Genomic DNA, 14,315 nt, shown 5'->3' with positions numbered 1-14,315 from the left:
CCCTGCCTTTTAGTCAGTTACAGGATCAGATTGATGAAAGTCGCCATCCTTTCAGGCTCGGTGTACGGCACCGCAGAAGAAGTCGCCCGCCACGCCAAATCACTGCTGGAAAAAGCCGGTTTTGAGGTGTTTTACGACCCGCGTGCCAACCTGGCCGTTATTCAGGCCTTTGCCCCGGACGCTTTTTTGGCGGTGACCTCCACCACCGGCATGGGCGAGCTGCCTGATAACCTGACCCCGTTGTACAGCGAGATCCGTGACCTGCTGCCCGCCGCCTGGCGCGGTCTGCCGGGTGCCGTGATTGCGTTGGGCGACTCCAGCTACGGCGATACCTACTGCGGCGGTGGCCAACTGCTGACGGAGCTGTTTGCCGAGCTGGGCCTGCGTGAAGTCCAGCCGATGCTGCGCCTGGATGCCAGCGAAACCGTTAACCCTGAAGGCGACTCCGAGCCGTGGGTAGAAGACTTCATCAAAGCACTGACCCAGTAATCGACCGCTCACGCAGCAGCTCCAGCCAGGCTTGAGCTGCGCGTGACAAGTACGCGCCTTCGCGCCAGATAAAGGCGATGTCCCAGCGCAGGGTGTCGGGGGCAATCAGCTTTAAACGTATGACGTCGGGGCGCACCAGTTCGCGTGCGACCACGCTGGGCAACAAGACCACGCCTTGGCCGGCCGCGACCAGCGCCACCAAAAAGTCCGACTGGCCGCTGCGCCCGCCTTCCTTGGGGGTAAAGCCCATTTGCTGGCAGGCCTGGACCACGCGGTCGTTAAGCACAAAGCTGCGTTGATAGAGCAAAAACGGTGTCTCGGCCAATTGCTCCAGGCGCACGCTGCCGCCTTCTGCCAGCGGATGATTGGCCGGCAGCAAGGCGTCCAGCGGCTCGTCGCAAAAGGGCTGCCAGGAAAACGCCTGATTGTTTTTGGGCGTCAGGCTGCCGCCCAACTCCAGTTCGCCGCTCAACACCGCCTGTTCAATATTCAAACTGCCGCCTTCGAGCAGTTGCACCTGAATATTCGGGTAGCGACGCCGGTACTCGGCAAACAGGTTGGCAAACAGCGCATTACCGCCCAGCAGCGGCAAACCCAGTTTCAACTCCCCGCGTTCCAGATGGCTCAAGTCATCAAGCTCACTCAATAACTCTTTGTGCAACCGCAGCATGCCTTCGGCGCGTTGCAGCACCACCTGTCCGGCTGCCGTGAGGCGCACGTGCGAGCCGAACCGGTCAAACAGCGTCGTGCTGAGGCTGTGCTCCAGCTGCGCGACTTGTTTACTCACTGCCGATTGGCTGATGTGCAGGTGCTGGGCAGCCTGGGTAAAGCCGCCGTGGCGTACCACCTCAACGAAGGTACGCAGTTGTTTGAATTCCATAATGTGATTCCAGACTGGAATGCAGGCCAGTCTAACAATTCGTTTTAGGTATGGAAGGTGCATCTTTAAACTGAACGCCTGTCTGCACTGGAACCACTATGAAACGCTTCGATGTAAAACGTATGGGTCGGCTGATCAGTGAAATCGCCGTATTGCTGGCCATCTATTTTGTCGGCTGTCAGATCGCCGTGTGGTTACAGGTGCCGATCCCCGGCGGCGTGATGGGCATGATCCTGTTACTGCTGGCCTTCGCCCTGGGCTGGGTCAAGCCCGCCACCTTGCAGCTGGGCGCCGGTGTATTGATGGCCGAAATGCTGTTGTTCTTTATTCCCGCCTTGATGAGCCTGCTCGATCACGGCGCTTTGGTGCGTGACGAGGGCTGGCGCATTTTGTTGGTGATTGGTGTGAGCACCCTGCTGGTGATGATCGTCACGGCCTTTACCGTAGAAGCCGTGTGCCGCTGGAAGCTGCGCCATGAGGGCTGAACTGATGCCGATGTTCTGGCTGGTGCTCACGCTGGGGACTTACGGCCTGAGCCGCTGGTTGTACCGGCGCACCGGGCGCTATCTGCTGTCGCCGCTGATACTGGTGCCTGCTTTGTTGCTGGCAGTGGCCGCGCCGCTACACACCGCCTACGCCGAATATTCCCGTGATACCCATTGGCTGATGCTGGTGCTCGGTCCGGTGACCGTCGCGTTCGCCGTACCCATTTGGCAGCAACGCAAGCTGCTGGCGCGGCATTGGCTGGCGTTGTTGCTCGGCATGTTGGCGGGCAGTATCGCCTCGATTGGCAGCTCGTACTGGCTGGCCAAAGTGCTGGCGCTCGACACATCACTAACGTTGTCGCTGGTGCCGCGCTCCATTACCACGCCGTTCGCCATGCCCGTTGCGCAAAGCCTGGGCGGCGTACCGGAACTCACCGCCGTGTTCGTGATGTTCACGGGCGTGTTTGGCGCAATGATGGGCGGCATTCTGCTCAAATGGCTGCCGTTGCGCAGCAGCCTGGCGCGCGGCGCGCTGTTTGCGGTCGGTGCTCACGGTGCGGGCGTTAGCCGTGCCCGTGAAGTGGGCAGCGAAGAAGGCTCGGTGGCCGGTTTGGTCATGGTCCTCACCGGGATCCTCAACCTGCTGGCCGCGCCCTTGTTGATGCTGGTGATTTAAAGCCCGCATCAGGGCTTAAATCCCGGGCATAAAAAAGGCCGCTGTAAAACAGCGGCCAAAGAAGACGTTCATCAAGGAGCAGCAAATCAACGTCAGGGTAAACAGAGTGAGCAGAATCGCGGTGACTCAATGCTCTGGCGGGCGGGGTGTGCCCGGTAAGTGCGACAAGAATAAGGGCTCGCCGGCCTGGGAGTAAGGCCGGTTTACGACAAGCTCTGTTACAAATTAGGCAACAGTTTGCAGGCCTGCATCTGATTGGCCTCAGTGTTCGGTGATCAACCGGGCTGGTAGCCCATGCGCCAACTGACGGCGTGGGCCGCCGCTAGCAAGCGCTGCGCGGCCGGGCCATGTTCATCGGCATGGAACAGTGAGGTGGGGCCGACCACGGTCAGCACGCCCGCCACTTTGCCAGTCGCTTCAAAGACCGGCGCCGACAGCGCATCGACGCCAGGCATCAACAGGCCGTGCACAAAATGCAGACCACGGGTGCGGATCTGTTCGCTGATCGCGGTATAGGCCTGGGCAGGTTGCAGCGGGTGCACATGGTCGGTGGCAAGTTCCAGCGCGCGCAATTCGGCGGTTTCGCGGTCTGGCAAAAAGGCGTTGAACACCAGCCCTGTGGATGAACTGAGCAGCGGCAGCACCGAACCCAGCTTGGTCACCACCGTGACCGCACGAACGGCGGCTTCGATGTGCACCACGGTCGCGCCCTGATTGCCCCACACGGCCAGAAAGCAGGTTTCGTTCAAGTCATCACGCAGCTCAGCCATCGGCAGGGCGGCAACTTTGAGCACATCCATGCTGTTGAGCGCGGCCAACCCCACGCGCAATGCTTCGCGGCCCAGGGCGTAATGGTTGGTGGCGGTATTTTGCTCGGCAAACCCGCTGGCAATCAGCGCCTGCAAGTAACGATGGACTTTGCTCGCCGGCATCTGCACGTGCTCGGCCAGACGCGATAACGAGGTCGATGGCGACAGCTCGGCCAAGGCCTTGAGGATGTCGGTGCCGACTTCAGCAGAGCGCACTTTCTGTTTGCCGGTGCTGTCAGCGGTGCTTGGAGGCTTTTGCATGGGGGCGCGGGTCTCGGGATGAATGGGCGTCTTTATAGCTTGACGCTTACTACCAATCAAATTACGTTATGCGTAATTCGATTACGATAAAAATAACGCAGTGACACACACGCGGTTCAGCGTTGAGTGAGTCCACTGTTTTCTCCACTCTGGAGGCTCCATGAACCTCGACTCGTCTTTGTCTGACCTCGCGTATCAATCCGGGTTTGGCAACGAATTCAGCAGTGAAGCATTGCCGGGCGCGTTGCCCGTCGGTCAGAACTCTCCGCAAAAAGTCCCCTATGGCCTGTACGCCGAATTGCTGTCCGGCACGGCATTCACCATGGCTCGCAGCGAGTCGCGGCGCACCTGGATGTACCGGATCAAGCCGTCCGCCAATCACCCGGCCTTTACCAGGCTTGAGCGCCAATTGGCCGGTGGCCCGTTGGGGCCGGTGACGCCTAACCGCCTGCGCTGGAACCCGCTGCCGATTCCTGCCCAGCCCACCGATTTTATCGACGGTCTGGTCGGCATGGTCGCCAACGCTGGCCCGGACAAACCTGCCGGGATCAGCATCTACAGCTACCGCGCCAACACCTCGATGCAGCGTGTGTTTTTCAATGCTGATGGCGAGTTGCTGCTGGTGCCGGAGCAGGGCCGTTTGCGCATTGCCACCGAGTTGGGGCGCCTGGACCTTGAGCCTCTGGAAATTGCCGTGATCCCGCGCGGGCTCAAGTTCCGCGTTGAACTGCTCGACGCACAAGCCCGCGGCTACATCGCAGAAAACCACGGCGCGCCGCTGCGCCTGCCCGATCTGGGGCCGATTGGCAGCAATGGCCTGGCCAACCCGCGTGATTTCCTGAGCCCGACCGCACACTACGAAGACTCGCAGCAGCCGGTCACCCTGGTGCAAAAGTTTCTTGGCGAACTGTGGGCCTGCGAGCTGGATCACTCGCCGCTGAACGTAGTCGCGTGGCATGGCAACAATGTGCCGTACAAATATGACCTGCGCCGTTTCAACACCATCGGCACGGTCAGTTTCGATCATCCCGATCCTTCGATCTTTACCGTGCTGACCTCGCCGACCAGCGTGCCGGGGCTGGCCAACCTCGACTTCGTGATCTTCCCGCCGCGCTGGATGGTGGCAGAAAACACCTTCCGGCCGCCGTGGTTCCACCGCAACTTGATGAACGAATTCATGGGCCTGATCCAGGGCAGTTATGACGCCAAGGCCGAAGGCTTCTTGCCCGGCGGTGCTTCACTGCACAGTTGTATGAGCGCCCACGGCCCGGATGCCGAAACCTGTAGCAAAGCGATTGCGGCCGATCTGCAACCGAGCAAAATCGACAACACCATGGCCTTTATGTTTGAGACCAGCCAGGTGCTGCGTCCGAGCCAATTCGCCCTCGATTGCCCGCAACTGCAACCTCATTACGACGCCTGCTGGGCTTCATTGCCCTCGACCTTTACCCCGAACCGGAGATAACCATGACCCAGTCCACCTTAACCCGTAGCTGGATCGCCTCCGCCAATGGTCACAGCGATTTCCCGTTACAAAACCTGCCGCTGGGCGTGTTTAGCGTTCAAGGTTCAGCTCCGCGCAGTGGCGTTGCGATCGGCGAGCACATCTTCGACCTGGAAGCCGCACTGGCTGCCGGTTTGTTCGAGGGGCCTGCCAAAGTCGCCGTAGAAGCCTCGTTGGGCGGCGCCTTGAACGCCTACTTTGCCTTGGGCAAAAGCGCTCGCGTGGCCTTGCGTGAACGCTTGCTGGAACTGCTCAGCGAAGGCAGCACCCTGCGCGGCAAGATCGAAGCCCAGGGCGCCAAACTGCTGCCGCTGGCGGCTGATTGCGAACTGCACCTGCCCGCCAAAATCGGTGACTACACCGACTTCTACGTCGGTATCGAGCACGCGAAAAACGTCGGCAAACTGTTCCGCCCCGACAATCCGCTGCTGCCTAACTATAAGTACGTACCGATCGGCTACCACGGCCGTGCCTCGACCATTCGTCCGTCTGGCGTCGACGTGCGCCGTCCTAAAGGCCAAACCTTGCCCGCCGGGCAGACCGAACCGGTATTTGGCCCCTGCGCCCGTCTGGACTATGAACTGGAGTTGGGCATCTGGATCGGCCAGGGCAACGATATGGGTGATGCCATCGCGATCGGCGAGGCGAGCGAACACATTGCCGGTTTCTGCCTGCTCAACGACTGGTCGGCACGTGACATTCAGGCGTGGGAATACCAGCCGCTGGGGCCGTTCCTGTCCAAAAGCTTTATCACCAGCATCTCGCCATGGGTGGTGACCGCCGAAGCCCTGGAACCGTTCCGCCGTGCGCAACCTGCGCGCCCGCAAGGTGATCCGCAGCCGCTGCCGTATCTGCTGGATGCCAATGACCAGGCCCATGGCGCGCTGGACATCGAGCTGGAAGTGCTGCTGTTGACCGCATCGATGCGCGAACAAAACCTGCCTGCGCAGCGTTTGGGTTTGAGCAACAGCCTGAACATGTACTGGACCGCCGCGCAGTTGGTGGCTCACCACAGCGTCAACGGTTGCCAGTTGCAGCCGGGTGACTTGTTCGGTTCGGGCACCTTGTCAGGCCCTGACCATTCGCAACTGGGCAGCCTGCTGGAAATCACCGAAGGCGGTAAGCATCCGGTTGAACTGGCGTCGGGTGAAGTGCGCAAATTCCTTGAGGATGGCGACGAAATCATCTTCCGCGCCCGTTGCAAGCGCGAAGGTTTTGCCTCAATCGGTTTTGGCGAATGCCGCGGCAAGGTTATCGCTGCACGCTGAGGAGCGAGCCATGGAACTCTTTGCTTATTACCGTTCGACTTCGTCGTACCGAGTGCGCATCGCTTTGGCGCTTAAAGGCCTGGATTACCAGGCCGTGCCGATCAATCTGCTCAAGGGCGAGCAGCGCCAGCCCATTTACCAGGCGATCAACCCGCAGGGCCGTGTACCGACCTTGCGCACCGATGACGGCAACGTATTGATCCAGTCACCGGCAATCATCGAATACCTCGAAGAACGCTACCCGGTGCGGCCATTACTGTCAGAAGACCTGATCACCCGCGCTCACGAACGTGCCGTTGCAGCCTTGGTAGCCTGCGATATCCACCCGTTGCACAACGTCAGCGTGCTCAACCAACTGCGCCAACAGGGGCAGAACGAAGAGCAGGTGAGCCAGTGGATCGAGCATTGGATCAGCCAGGGTTTGGCGGCCATCGAACACATGATCGGTGACAGCGGCTATTGCTTTGGCCCGGAGCCGGGTCTGGCAGACGTCTACCTGATCCCGCAGGTGTACGCGGCACAACGGTTCAACGTGTCGCTGGCGACCTGTCCACGCATTGCGAGGGTGGCGGCCTTGGCCGAACAGCACCCGGCCTTTATCCAGGCGCATCCGGCACGGCAACCGGATACGCCCGCTTAACGGGTAACTTTCTCAATCAAAAGATCGCAGATGGCGGTTAACCACATCTCGGTAGGAGCGAGCTTGCCTCGCGATCTTTTGATCTTGATCGGCTTTTGATCTAAGAGGCCGTTGCCGCAGCAATGGATATGTACTCAAATCAAGAGCACCCCCTCACCCTAGCCCTCTCCCGAAGGAGAGGGAACCAATTGGGGGATGCTGTCGATTATCGGCGTCCTGCTTGCTGCGCTACAGCGCGACGTCGAAGACGAGGCGGCCCCTACGGACGTTCTCCATATACCTGCAACCAGCGCAAATCCCTGAGCCTTATTCCTGCTCACTTCAACGCCTTTTTTGCGACGGCCTATACTGGCGTTTACCTGTCACCGATCGAGGGCTGGTTAATGTTTGCTCTCATGCAAAGCGCTCATGTGGAGTCGCTGCACCTCAGTATTGATCCCGTTACAGGGCTTAAAGCCGTGATTGCCATTCACAGCAGTCGCTTGGGGCCAGCGTTGGGTGGGTGCCGTTATCTGGCGTACCCCAACGACGAAAGTGCCGTCAGCGATGCGGTCCGTCTGGCCCAGGACATGAGCTATAAAGCAGCGCTGGCCGGGCTGGCAGTGGGTGGGGCAAAAGCGGTCATCATGCGCGCGCCTCATGTTGAAAGCCGTTCAGCGCTGTTTGAAGCATTTGGTCGCTGCGTGGAGCAACTCGACGGTCGTTACATCACGGCCATCGACAGCGGCACCTCCACCGCCGATATGGACTGCATCGCCCAATACACCCGCCACGTCACCAGCACCACCGCTGCCGGTGATCCTTCGGCGCACACGGCCATGGGCGTGTTTGCCGGCATCCGCAGCACCGCCTCATCGCGGCTGGGCAGTGACAACCTCGAAGGCCTGCGAGTGGCTATTCAAGGCTTGGGCAAAGTTGGCTACGCCTTGGCCGAGCAACTGCATGCCGCTGGCGCCGAGTTGCTGGTGTGCGACACCGACCCCGGCAAAGTGCGCTTGGCCATGGAGCAGTTGGGCGCTCACCCGGTGGCCTGCGAAGCCTTGCTCAGCACGCCGTGTGACATTCTGGCGCCGTGCGGCTTGGGCGGCGTGTTGAACTGGCACAGCGTCGCCCAATTGCGCTGCTCTGCCGTGGCCGGATGCGCCAACAATCAGCTGACCAACTTGCAAGTGGCCGACCAGTTGGAGCGCCGCGGCATTTTGTATGCACCCGATTACGTCATTAATTCGGGCGGGCTGATCTACATGGCGTTGACTCACCAAGGAGCGCAGCCAGAAACCATCAATCAGCATTTGCTGCAAATCAGCAAACGTCTGACCGGCATCTACGCCCACGCCCAGGCCGAAAAACGTTCACCGGCCCGGGTTTCGGACGAGCTGGCGCAGAAGCTGTTATACGCCGACGACTGATTGTGGGAGTGTGGCTTGCCCGCTGAGCAAGCCACACTCTCGCATTTAATCAGTGCTCTTGAACCATATCGCGCACGGTTTGGCGCGCCTGCTCAATCAGTGCCGCGTGGTGTGTCGGTAGATCGGTCACTTCTTCGCCCAATACGTCAAAGAGGTACTCCACCTTCGAGTCTTCAGCGCCACACAGGCCCGCGATACCTACGTTCAATTGATGCGTCATGCTTTTGTCCAAGCCGCGTTTGGTGAAGGTTTTTTCGGACTCGCCCGTCACCGCGATCCAGCGCACCGTTTTGAACGGCAGGCGCAGGCCACCGCCATAGGCAATCCCGAAATTCCACACGCGGTCGATATAGCCCTTGAGAATCGCCGGCACCGAAAACCACCAGACCGGAAACACGAACACCACTGCGTCTTGCGCTCTTAGCTCACGCCCCAGCTTCTGCACGTCGCTGGAATAGGCCTTGTCGATATTGCCCCAATCCGGCTCGTCAGCTTCGCCCATCGCCGCGTCAAAACCCGAACGATAGAGATCGAGTTCCGACACGTTCATGCCCGCTGCGATCAGTTCTTCGCGCACGCCATCGACGACGCGGGCGGTCACTGAATCAGTGCGTGGATGAGCCCAGATAAGTTGTACGTTTTTCATGATTGCCCTTTTATTGACCCGGTAATTGGCGGTGAAGGGCAGTTGATCATGGCTTTTCAGATAGAAAAAGATGACATCCATCTGCAAAGCAGATAGAAAGGCCGCATGGAATGGTCTTTAGAACAATTAAGACAGTTTGTAGCAACGGCCGAAACCGGCTCGTTCAGCGCGGCTGCGCGCAAACTTGCCAAGGCACAATCAGCCGTCAGTACGGCTATTTCGATGCTGGAAGTGGACCTGGGCGTTGATTTATTCGATCGCACGCACCGCAATGCGCAGCTCACCGATGCGGGGCACTTGCTGCTGCTCGAAGCCCGAGAGGTGCTACGCCAGGCTGAAGAGCTGAATCAGCGGGCGCAGTTTCTGGCAGGCGGGAATGACGCCAAACTGTCCCTCGCGCTGGATGAGGCCTTGCCGTGCACAGCTATCAGTATTTTGTTGCGCGAACTGTGCACGCGTTTTCCCAAAATCGAACTCACCCTGCTCAACGGCACGGCAACGGAAGTGATGGAGCATGTTGATTGTGAGCGCGCAGATCTGGCGTTCCACTTTGACCGTGGGCCTTTGCGCAACTGTTTTGAAGAGCGCCATATCGGCTCGGTCAAGCAGGGCATCTTCGTTGCGGCTGGCCATCCGTTGCTTGAACAGGGTGAAATCAAGCGCCGCGACCTAGCGCGCCATCGCCAGCTTCTGATGCAGGCCGATGATGTTGAAATGCTCACCTACAGCCCGATGGTCTGGCGTGCAGACAGTTTTTACCGAATAGCAGAAATGGTCACCGACGATCTGGGGTGGGCCATTCTGCCGGTCCATGTCGCTCAAGCCGGCTGCTACACCAAGCCACTGCAGGCTGTGGAATGCCCTTCACTGGCATTGCCGCTGCTGTCGGTGCGCATGGTCTGGTGCCAGGGGCGGCAGTTGAGTCCGGCAGAAAAATGGATCGCATCGCGGCTCACAGAGCTGTTGTGCACCCATTAAACCCGCCACCAGCGCTCGCTTGCTCAGGGCGCACCGCTTTGAAAGAAGGCCTTTCAAGGTCATGGCGCAGACCAGAGCCAAGCGAGGGCGCGACAGATTACTCGCTCTCGACCAGCAGCTCGGACAGCGCGTCGGGCTGGCTCTTGAAGGCCTTGGCGAACACGTCGCGGTTCTTCGCCATGTAGATGCCGGCTTCTTCAACTTGCTGCTCGTTCAGCGACGGCACAGCTTTTTGCAACACTTCAGCCAGCAGCTCGGCCAGCTCGAGCATTTTGTCATGACGGTCAGCTTCGGCTTTATCCATGAACAAACGCTCCAGATCTCGGCTGCTGCGGTATACCACTTCGACGGCCATTTACCACCTCATATGCCTTCACGATAAGTTGTCTTACGAATACTGTGTTTTTATACAGCAAAAAGCATAAGCCAATCACCGCCCTTTGACTAGCGACTTTTTGACTCTAGCTGCAAATGGCAGGGGACGTGTCTAATCGCGGCTGGCCATCATCTCACTGGCGGTGACTGGCCTTTTTTCTGCATGCAGAAAGCGTCACGTTCATCGCGGATGATCCGTTTTAATCGACTCAAGGAGCTGCATCGTGAGAGTAAACAAAGCTGAGAAGCTACGTCGCCGGGTCCATGAGCTGGCCGAATCGATGGGCAATTTGTTCGTTGAAACCTTCCACTACCTGGCCTTGTTCGCCATTGGTGCTGTCACTGCTTGGGCGGCGGTGATGGAATTTCTGCAGATGGTGGAGAAGGGCAATATCACCATCGACGACATTCTGCTGCTGTTTATCTACCTGGAACTGGGGGCGATGGTCGGGATTTATTTCAAGACCAATCACATGCCCGTGCGTTTCCTGATTTACGTGGCGATCACGGCGCTGACCCGCTTGCTGATTTCCAACGTTTCGCACCACAACCCGCCGGACATGGGCGTGGTGTACCTGACCGGGGCGATTCTGCTGCTGGCGTTTGCGATTCTGGTGGTGCGCTATGCGTCCTCGCAGTTCCCCTCAGTGAAGATCGAAAACCCCCATCGTAAGACCGGCGCCGGTTCTGGCGAGCACCCGGAGGTGGAGAAGGGCGAGTTGTAATCTGGCGACAAGCACCACAAAAAAGGGCGGGCTTACCGAAGTAAGTCCGCCCTTTTTTAGTGCGCCCTTGGCGCTGAATCAGCTGTTGAGTGCGGCCTGTTCTTTTTCCAGGAATTCTTCTTCGAGCAAAGCGTCAGCACTGGTTTTGTGCTCTTTCTCTCCGAACCCTTCAACGGGCAGTTTGGCTGCGTGTTTACCACGCTGCTTGCCGAACAAATGCTCCAGAGCGTGCTTCAGTTTTGTCGCAGCCCCTTCAACGGCGAGTGTCAGTTCATCAGCGTCGTGGGATACCAGAATCGGTTGGTGACCTTTTGGACGAGCCTCCATTTTGCAGCGTTTGTCTTTTGGACCGGACTTGCCGCCATTCTCATCGGTGACATGCACGATGACTCGAGTCAGGTCTAACAAGTAACGCTCGAGCGTAACTTCAACTGTAGCTGTCACCCAATTCTGGGTGCGTGCGTCAACAGCGATGTTTTTATCGGAAAAGACTTCAGTTTGCATAATGCTTCCCTTATCTAGCGTGCTCGTGTGAGTTGTGACGGCCTCGCGACTCAAAGGTTCATCGTCAGCGCTCACCTACAGTGTTTGAGCCGATGAGCAAATATTTCAAGCACTATTTTCAGGAACAATCATTGGCCCTGATCCGCGTCAGTCTTTGACAGGGACAAAGGCCCGCGTGTGCGGGCCATGGCCGATTTATATCAAAATGCAACAGAGGTCTGGACGTACACGGTACGAGGTTCGCCCACGTATTTGCCCTTGTTGTTGTCGTCAAATGAGCGTGTGTAGTACTCGTGGTTGAAGATGTTTTTAACCCCGACGGCGACGTTCAGGTCAGACAGTTGATGGCCGAAATCGTAGCCAACGCGGGTGCTGAAGAGCATGTAGCCGGGGATCAGGCCGGTGCTGCCGTCAGCGCTTTCAGTGCGGGTGTTGGCGTTGTCAGCGAACTGGTTGCTCTGGAAGGTGCTGTCCAGATTGGCCTTCCACGGGCCTTGGGTGTAAGCAACGCCAAGGCTGCCTTTGTTTTTCGAGGAGAACGGCACACGATTGCCTTTGTTCGGCCCATCTTCGCGGATGGTCGCGTCAACATAGGCGTAGGTGGCATACACGTCGAAACCGGCCAGTTCAGGGCTCAAGCCTTCGAGCGCATAGTTGACGCTGGCTTCGATGCCTTGATGGCGGGTTTTCCCCCGGGCGATCACGGTGTCGGTGGTCTGGTTGCTGTCGTATTGATTGTTGAAGTTGATCAGAAATGCGCCGATCTCCGCGCGCAGGTTGCCATTGTCGTAGCGTGTGCCCAGTTCCCAGGTACGGGCTTTTTCAGGTTTTACTTCGCCGCCAGTGACCCGATTCGGCATCTGGCTGTACTGCACGCTGCCGAATGAGCCTTCGGTGTTGGCGTAAATATTCCAGCTGTCGGTGACGTGGTACATCACGTTGAGTGCAGGCAACGGCGTGTTGTAATCGCCTTTATATTTCACGTGGGTCAGCAGATTGGTTTGCTGCTGTTCGATCATTTCGTAGCGAATGCCGGGCGTGAATGTCCACTTGCCGATATCGATTTTGTCGTCGATGAAAAAGGCGTGCGCTTCGGTGGCGCCGCGGGTGTCGCGGTCGTTGCGGCTGCTGGTGGTCGGTAGTTGGTTGTCAGCGATAGGCGTGCGGTAGCGCAACTCGTGCCCGGCTTCGTTGATATAGCGATAGCCCACGCCCACTTCGTGCACGCTGCTGCCCAGGTCAAAGCCTTGGGCCAGGCGCGTTTCAACCCCGCGCACCCAGTACTCGCGGGGTGACAGCGAGAGGAAGGTGCCTTGATCCAGATACCCGCTGCGCAGGGTTTTGGTGAAGAAGCTGTTCACCGTGAACTCGCGGCGGTCTTCCTGGTAGCGATAACCAAAGTTGACCAGCGTACGGCGGCCCCAGAACTTGTCGTTCGGGCGGGTCGATTGATACGGATCAGCCTTGTAAGCCGCGGTGCTCAGGCCGCCCGGCATTTGGGCTTCGCCGTCGTAGTACTGGGCCATGGCGTTGAAACTGTTGGCTTCGTCGAGCTGGTAGTTGCCCTTGAGAATCAGGTCATCGATGCGCGTGTCGCTGTGTTCGCGCCAGTCGCTGCCACGGGTTCCGGAGTAGAGCACGGCGCCGCCCAGGCCATTGTCGGCCGTGCCGCCTGCCAGCAGGTTGGCGGTTTTCTTGAAGCCGTCCTGGGTGGACGACGGGCTGGTTTCGGTCTGAACGCCCACTTTGACCGTCGGCTCCACGGGAATTGCGCGGGTCACAAAGTTGACGATACCGCCCACGTTTTGTGGGCCATAACGCACGGCACCGCCGCCGCGCACCACATCCACCGCGTCCATGTTGCCCATGCTTACCGGGGCAAAAGACAACTGAGGCTGACCGTACGGCGCAAACGGCACCGGGATGCCGTCCATCAACACCGTCGAGCGCGTGGCCAGACGCGGGTTGAGGCCGCGTATGCCGAAGTTGAGGGCCATGTCATGGCTGCCGGTGCCGTTGTTTTCCGGGGCGTTGACGCCGGGGATGCGGTTGAGTACCTCGCGGGCAGATGTGGCGCCCTGGCGTTCGAACTCTTCGCGGCGGATCACGTCACGGGCGCCCGGATGCTCGAACACGTTGATTTGCTCGGCATCGCCCAGCCAGTCACCGACCACGCTGGAAGCGCCCAATTCGATACTGTGCGGGGCGTCAGCAGCGGGTGCCGGTTGCAGGCTAAAGGCCCCTTCACCTTCTGAACGGGCTTGCAGGCCGGTGCCTTCGAGTAACGTTTGCAAGCCTTGCTCCGGGTTGAAGTTACCTTCCAGGCCGTGGCTTTGTAGGCCGCTGGCGGCGGCCGAACTGAACGAAATCAGCACCCCGGCTTCACGTCCAAACTGATTCAGCGCGTTTTCCAGAGAGGAGGGCGCGATGTGATAGTGCTTGGCGTCAGGCTCGGCAACGGCGTTGAAGCTGAGGCTGGCACCCAGTAACACACTGGCCAGGGACGTAAGACGGAACGGCTGAGCGGGCATGAAAAAGTCCTGAGAAGAAGGGATAAATCGAAGTGGCTTACCTTCTCTGTCACGCCAGATTTAAAAACAGCTCACGTTCTTTGAAATAAGCACACATCGCTTGCCTCGCGATCTTTTAAAAGATCAAAAGATCGC

15 protein-coding genes are annotated in these 14,315 nt (G+C 58.8%); 9 read left to right on the top strand and 6 right to left on the bottom strand.

Annotated features, from left to right (window positions below; all coding sequences use genetic code 11):
• Positions 1–33 precede the first annotated feature (33 nt).
• On the top strand, positions 34–489 hold the full coding sequence (locus tag ACJJU9_RS20380; protein ID WP_407729398.1) for a flavodoxin: 456 nt from the start codon (positions 34–36) through the stop codon (positions 487–489).
• Here the strand turns inward: ACJJU9_RS20380 and ACJJU9_RS20375 are convergent.
• Positions 470–1,369, bottom strand: a complete 900-nt coding sequence (locus ACJJU9_RS20375; protein WP_048390245.1) for a LysR family transcriptional regulator — start codon at positions 1,367–1,369, stop codon at positions 470–472. The two genes, ACJJU9_RS20380 and ACJJU9_RS20375, sit on opposite strands and share 20 nt — an antisense overlap.
• A 98-nt stretch (positions 1,370–1,467) precedes the next feature.
• Here ACJJU9_RS20375 and ACJJU9_RS20370 point away from each other — a divergent pair, with 98 nt between their 5' ends.
• Together ACJJU9_RS20370 and ACJJU9_RS20365 are read left to right on the top strand one after the other, a co-directional pair.
• Positions 1,468–1,854, top strand: coding sequence for a CidA/LrgA family protein (locus tag ACJJU9_RS20370; protein WP_123749634.1), 387 nt, complete (start codon positions 1,468–1,470; stop codon positions 1,852–1,854).
• On the top strand, positions 1,844–2,530 hold the full coding sequence (locus ACJJU9_RS20365) for an LrgB family protein (protein WP_048390241.1): 687 nt from the start codon (positions 1,844–1,846) through the stop codon (positions 2,528–2,530). Before ACJJU9_RS20370 ends, ACJJU9_RS20365 begins: the two co-directional genes overlap by 11 nt.
• A gap of 275 nt (positions 2,531–2,805) precedes the next feature.
• Here ACJJU9_RS20365 and ACJJU9_RS20360 read toward each other — a convergent pair whose 3' ends face one another.
• A complete protein-coding gene (locus tag ACJJU9_RS20360) occupies positions 2,806–3,600 on the bottom strand; it encodes an IclR family transcriptional regulator (RefSeq protein ID WP_153373696.1) in 795 nt (264 codons plus the stop codon).
• 160 nt (positions 3,601–3,760) lie between these two features.
• On the opposite strand from ACJJU9_RS20360, the gene hmgA reads away from it, so the two are divergent.
• The 4 genes from hmgA to ACJJU9_RS20340 all read left to right on the top strand — a co-directional run bounded on the left by hmgA (position 3,761) and on the right by ACJJU9_RS20340 (position 8,421).
• The gene (hmgA, locus tag ACJJU9_RS20355) at positions 3,761–5,065 is read left to right on the top strand and encodes a homogentisate 1,2-dioxygenase (protein WP_407729397.1); all 1,305 of its coding nucleotides are present in this window, start codon (positions 3,761–3,763) and stop codon (positions 5,063–5,065) included.
• Positions 5,066–5,067: 2 nt separating this feature from the next.
• A complete protein-coding gene (fahA, locus tag ACJJU9_RS20350; RefSeq protein ID WP_407729396.1) occupies positions 5,068–6,372 on the top strand; it encodes a fumarylacetoacetase in 1,305 nt (434 codons plus the stop codon).
• A 10-nt stretch (positions 6,373–6,382) separates the two neighbouring features.
• The gene (gene maiA, locus ACJJU9_RS20345) at positions 6,383–7,012 is read left to right on the top strand and encodes a maleylacetoacetate isomerase (RefSeq protein ID WP_407729395.1); all 630 of its coding nucleotides are present in this window, start codon (positions 6,383–6,385) and stop codon (positions 7,010–7,012) included.
• 383 nt (positions 7,013–7,395) lie between these two features.
• Positions 7,396–8,421 (top strand): Leu/Phe/Val dehydrogenase, encoded by a 1,026-nt coding sequence (locus ACJJU9_RS20340; RefSeq protein ID WP_401095183.1) that lies wholly within the window; start codon positions 7,396–7,398, stop codon positions 8,419–8,421.
• Positions 8,422–8,470: 49 nt separating this feature from the next.
• Here ACJJU9_RS20340 and ACJJU9_RS20335 read toward each other — a convergent pair whose 3' ends face one another.
• On the bottom strand, positions 8,471–9,067 hold the full coding sequence (locus tag ACJJU9_RS20335; RefSeq protein WP_407729394.1) for an NAD(P)H oxidoreductase: 597 nt from the start codon (positions 9,065–9,067) through the stop codon (positions 8,471–8,473).
• A gap of 105 nt (positions 9,068–9,172) precedes the next feature.
• Between ACJJU9_RS20335 and ACJJU9_RS20330 the strand changes: the two genes are divergently transcribed.
• A complete protein-coding gene (locus ACJJU9_RS20330) occupies positions 9,173–10,045 on the top strand; it encodes a LysR family transcriptional regulator (protein ID WP_401095185.1) in 873 nt (290 codons plus the stop codon).
• 97 nt (positions 10,046–10,142) lie between these two features.
• On the opposite strand, the gene ACJJU9_RS20325 is transcribed toward ACJJU9_RS20330, so the two are convergent.
• Entirely contained in the window at positions 10,143–10,400 is a 258-nt protein-coding gene (locus tag ACJJU9_RS20325) for a YebG family protein (protein WP_048368282.1), read from the bottom strand.
• 244 nt (positions 10,401–10,644) lie between these two features.
• Here ACJJU9_RS20325 and ACJJU9_RS20320 point away from each other — a divergent pair, with 244 nt between their 5' ends.
• Positions 10,645–11,145: a phosphate-starvation-inducible protein PsiE gene (locus tag ACJJU9_RS20320; RefSeq protein ID WP_048390220.1), complete on the top strand. Its 501-nt coding sequence runs from the start codon at positions 10,645–10,647 to the stop codon at positions 11,143–11,145.
• Between the two features lie 78 nt (positions 11,146–11,223).
• Here the strand turns inward: ACJJU9_RS20320 and ACJJU9_RS20315 are convergent, their stop codons facing one another.
• Both ACJJU9_RS20315 and fecA read right to left on the bottom strand, forming a co-directional pair.
• Complete coding sequence (locus tag ACJJU9_RS20315) at positions 11,224–11,649, bottom strand: HPF/RaiA family ribosome-associated protein (RefSeq protein WP_273220306.1); 426 nt, start codon at positions 11,647–11,649, stop codon at positions 11,224–11,226.
• 200 nt (positions 11,650–11,849) lie between these two features.
• A complete protein-coding gene (gene fecA, locus ACJJU9_RS20310; RefSeq protein ID WP_407729393.1) occupies positions 11,850–14,180 on the bottom strand; it encodes a TonB-dependent Fe(3+) dicitrate receptor FecA in 2,331 nt (776 codons plus the stop codon).
• Positions 14,181–14,315: the final 135 nt, after the last annotated feature.

The sequence above is a fragment of the Pseudomonas helleri genome, assembly GCF_045830615.1.
Lineage (GTDB): Bacteria > Pseudomonadota > Gammaproteobacteria > Pseudomonadales > Pseudomonadaceae > Aquipseudomonas > Aquipseudomonas helleri.
This window is presented reverse-complemented; position numbering and strand designations above follow the sequence as displayed.

Bases quoted from the DNA above. Each gene is read 5' to 3' on its own strand.
- ACJJU9_RS20380 (WP_407729398.1), top strand. From the start codon at position 34: ATGAAAGTCGCCATCCTTTCAGGCTCGGTGTACGGCACCGCAGAAGAA.
- ACJJU9_RS20375 (WP_048390245.1), bottom strand. From the start codon at position 1,369: ATGGAATTCAAACAACTGCGTACCTTCGTTGAGGTGGTACGCCACGGC.
- ACJJU9_RS20370 (WP_123749634.1), top strand. From the start codon at position 1,468: ATGAAACGCTTCGATGTAAAACGTATGGGTCGGCTGATCAGTGAAATC.
- ACJJU9_RS20365 (WP_048390241.1), top strand. From the start codon at position 1,844: ATGAGGGCTGAACTGATGCCGATGTTCTGGCTGGTGCTCACGCTGGGG.
- ACJJU9_RS20360 (WP_153373696.1), bottom strand. From the start codon at position 3,600: ATGCAAAAGCCTCCAAGCACCGCTGACAGCACCGGCAAACAGAAAGTG.
- hmgA (WP_407729397.1), top strand. From the start codon at position 3,761: ATGAACCTCGACTCGTCTTTGTCTGACCTCGCGTATCAATCCGGGTTT.
- fahA (WP_407729396.1), top strand. From the start codon at position 5,068: ATGACCCAGTCCACCTTAACCCGTAGCTGGATCGCCTCCGCCAATGGT.
- maiA (WP_407729395.1), top strand. From the start codon at position 6,383: ATGGAACTCTTTGCTTATTACCGTTCGACTTCGTCGTACCGAGTGCGC.
- ACJJU9_RS20340 (WP_401095183.1), top strand. From the start codon at position 7,396: ATGTTTGCTCTCATGCAAAGCGCTCATGTGGAGTCGCTGCACCTCAGT.
- ACJJU9_RS20335 (WP_407729394.1), bottom strand. From the start codon at position 9,067: ATGAAAAACGTACAACTTATCTGGGCTCATCCACGCACTGATTCAGTG.
- ACJJU9_RS20330 (WP_401095185.1), top strand. From the start codon at position 9,173: ATGGAATGGTCTTTAGAACAATTAAGACAGTTTGTAGCAACGGCCGAA.
- ACJJU9_RS20325 (WP_048368282.1), bottom strand. From the start codon at position 10,400: ATGGCCGTCGAAGTGGTATACCGCAGCAGCCGAGATCTGGAGCGTTTG.
- ACJJU9_RS20315 (WP_273220306.1), bottom strand. From the start codon at position 11,649: ATGCAAACTGAAGTCTTTTCCGATAAAAACATCGCTGTTGACGCACGC.
- fecA (WP_407729393.1), bottom strand. From the start codon at position 14,180: ATGCCCGCTCAGCCGTTCCGTCTTACGTCCCTGGCCAGTGTGTTACTG.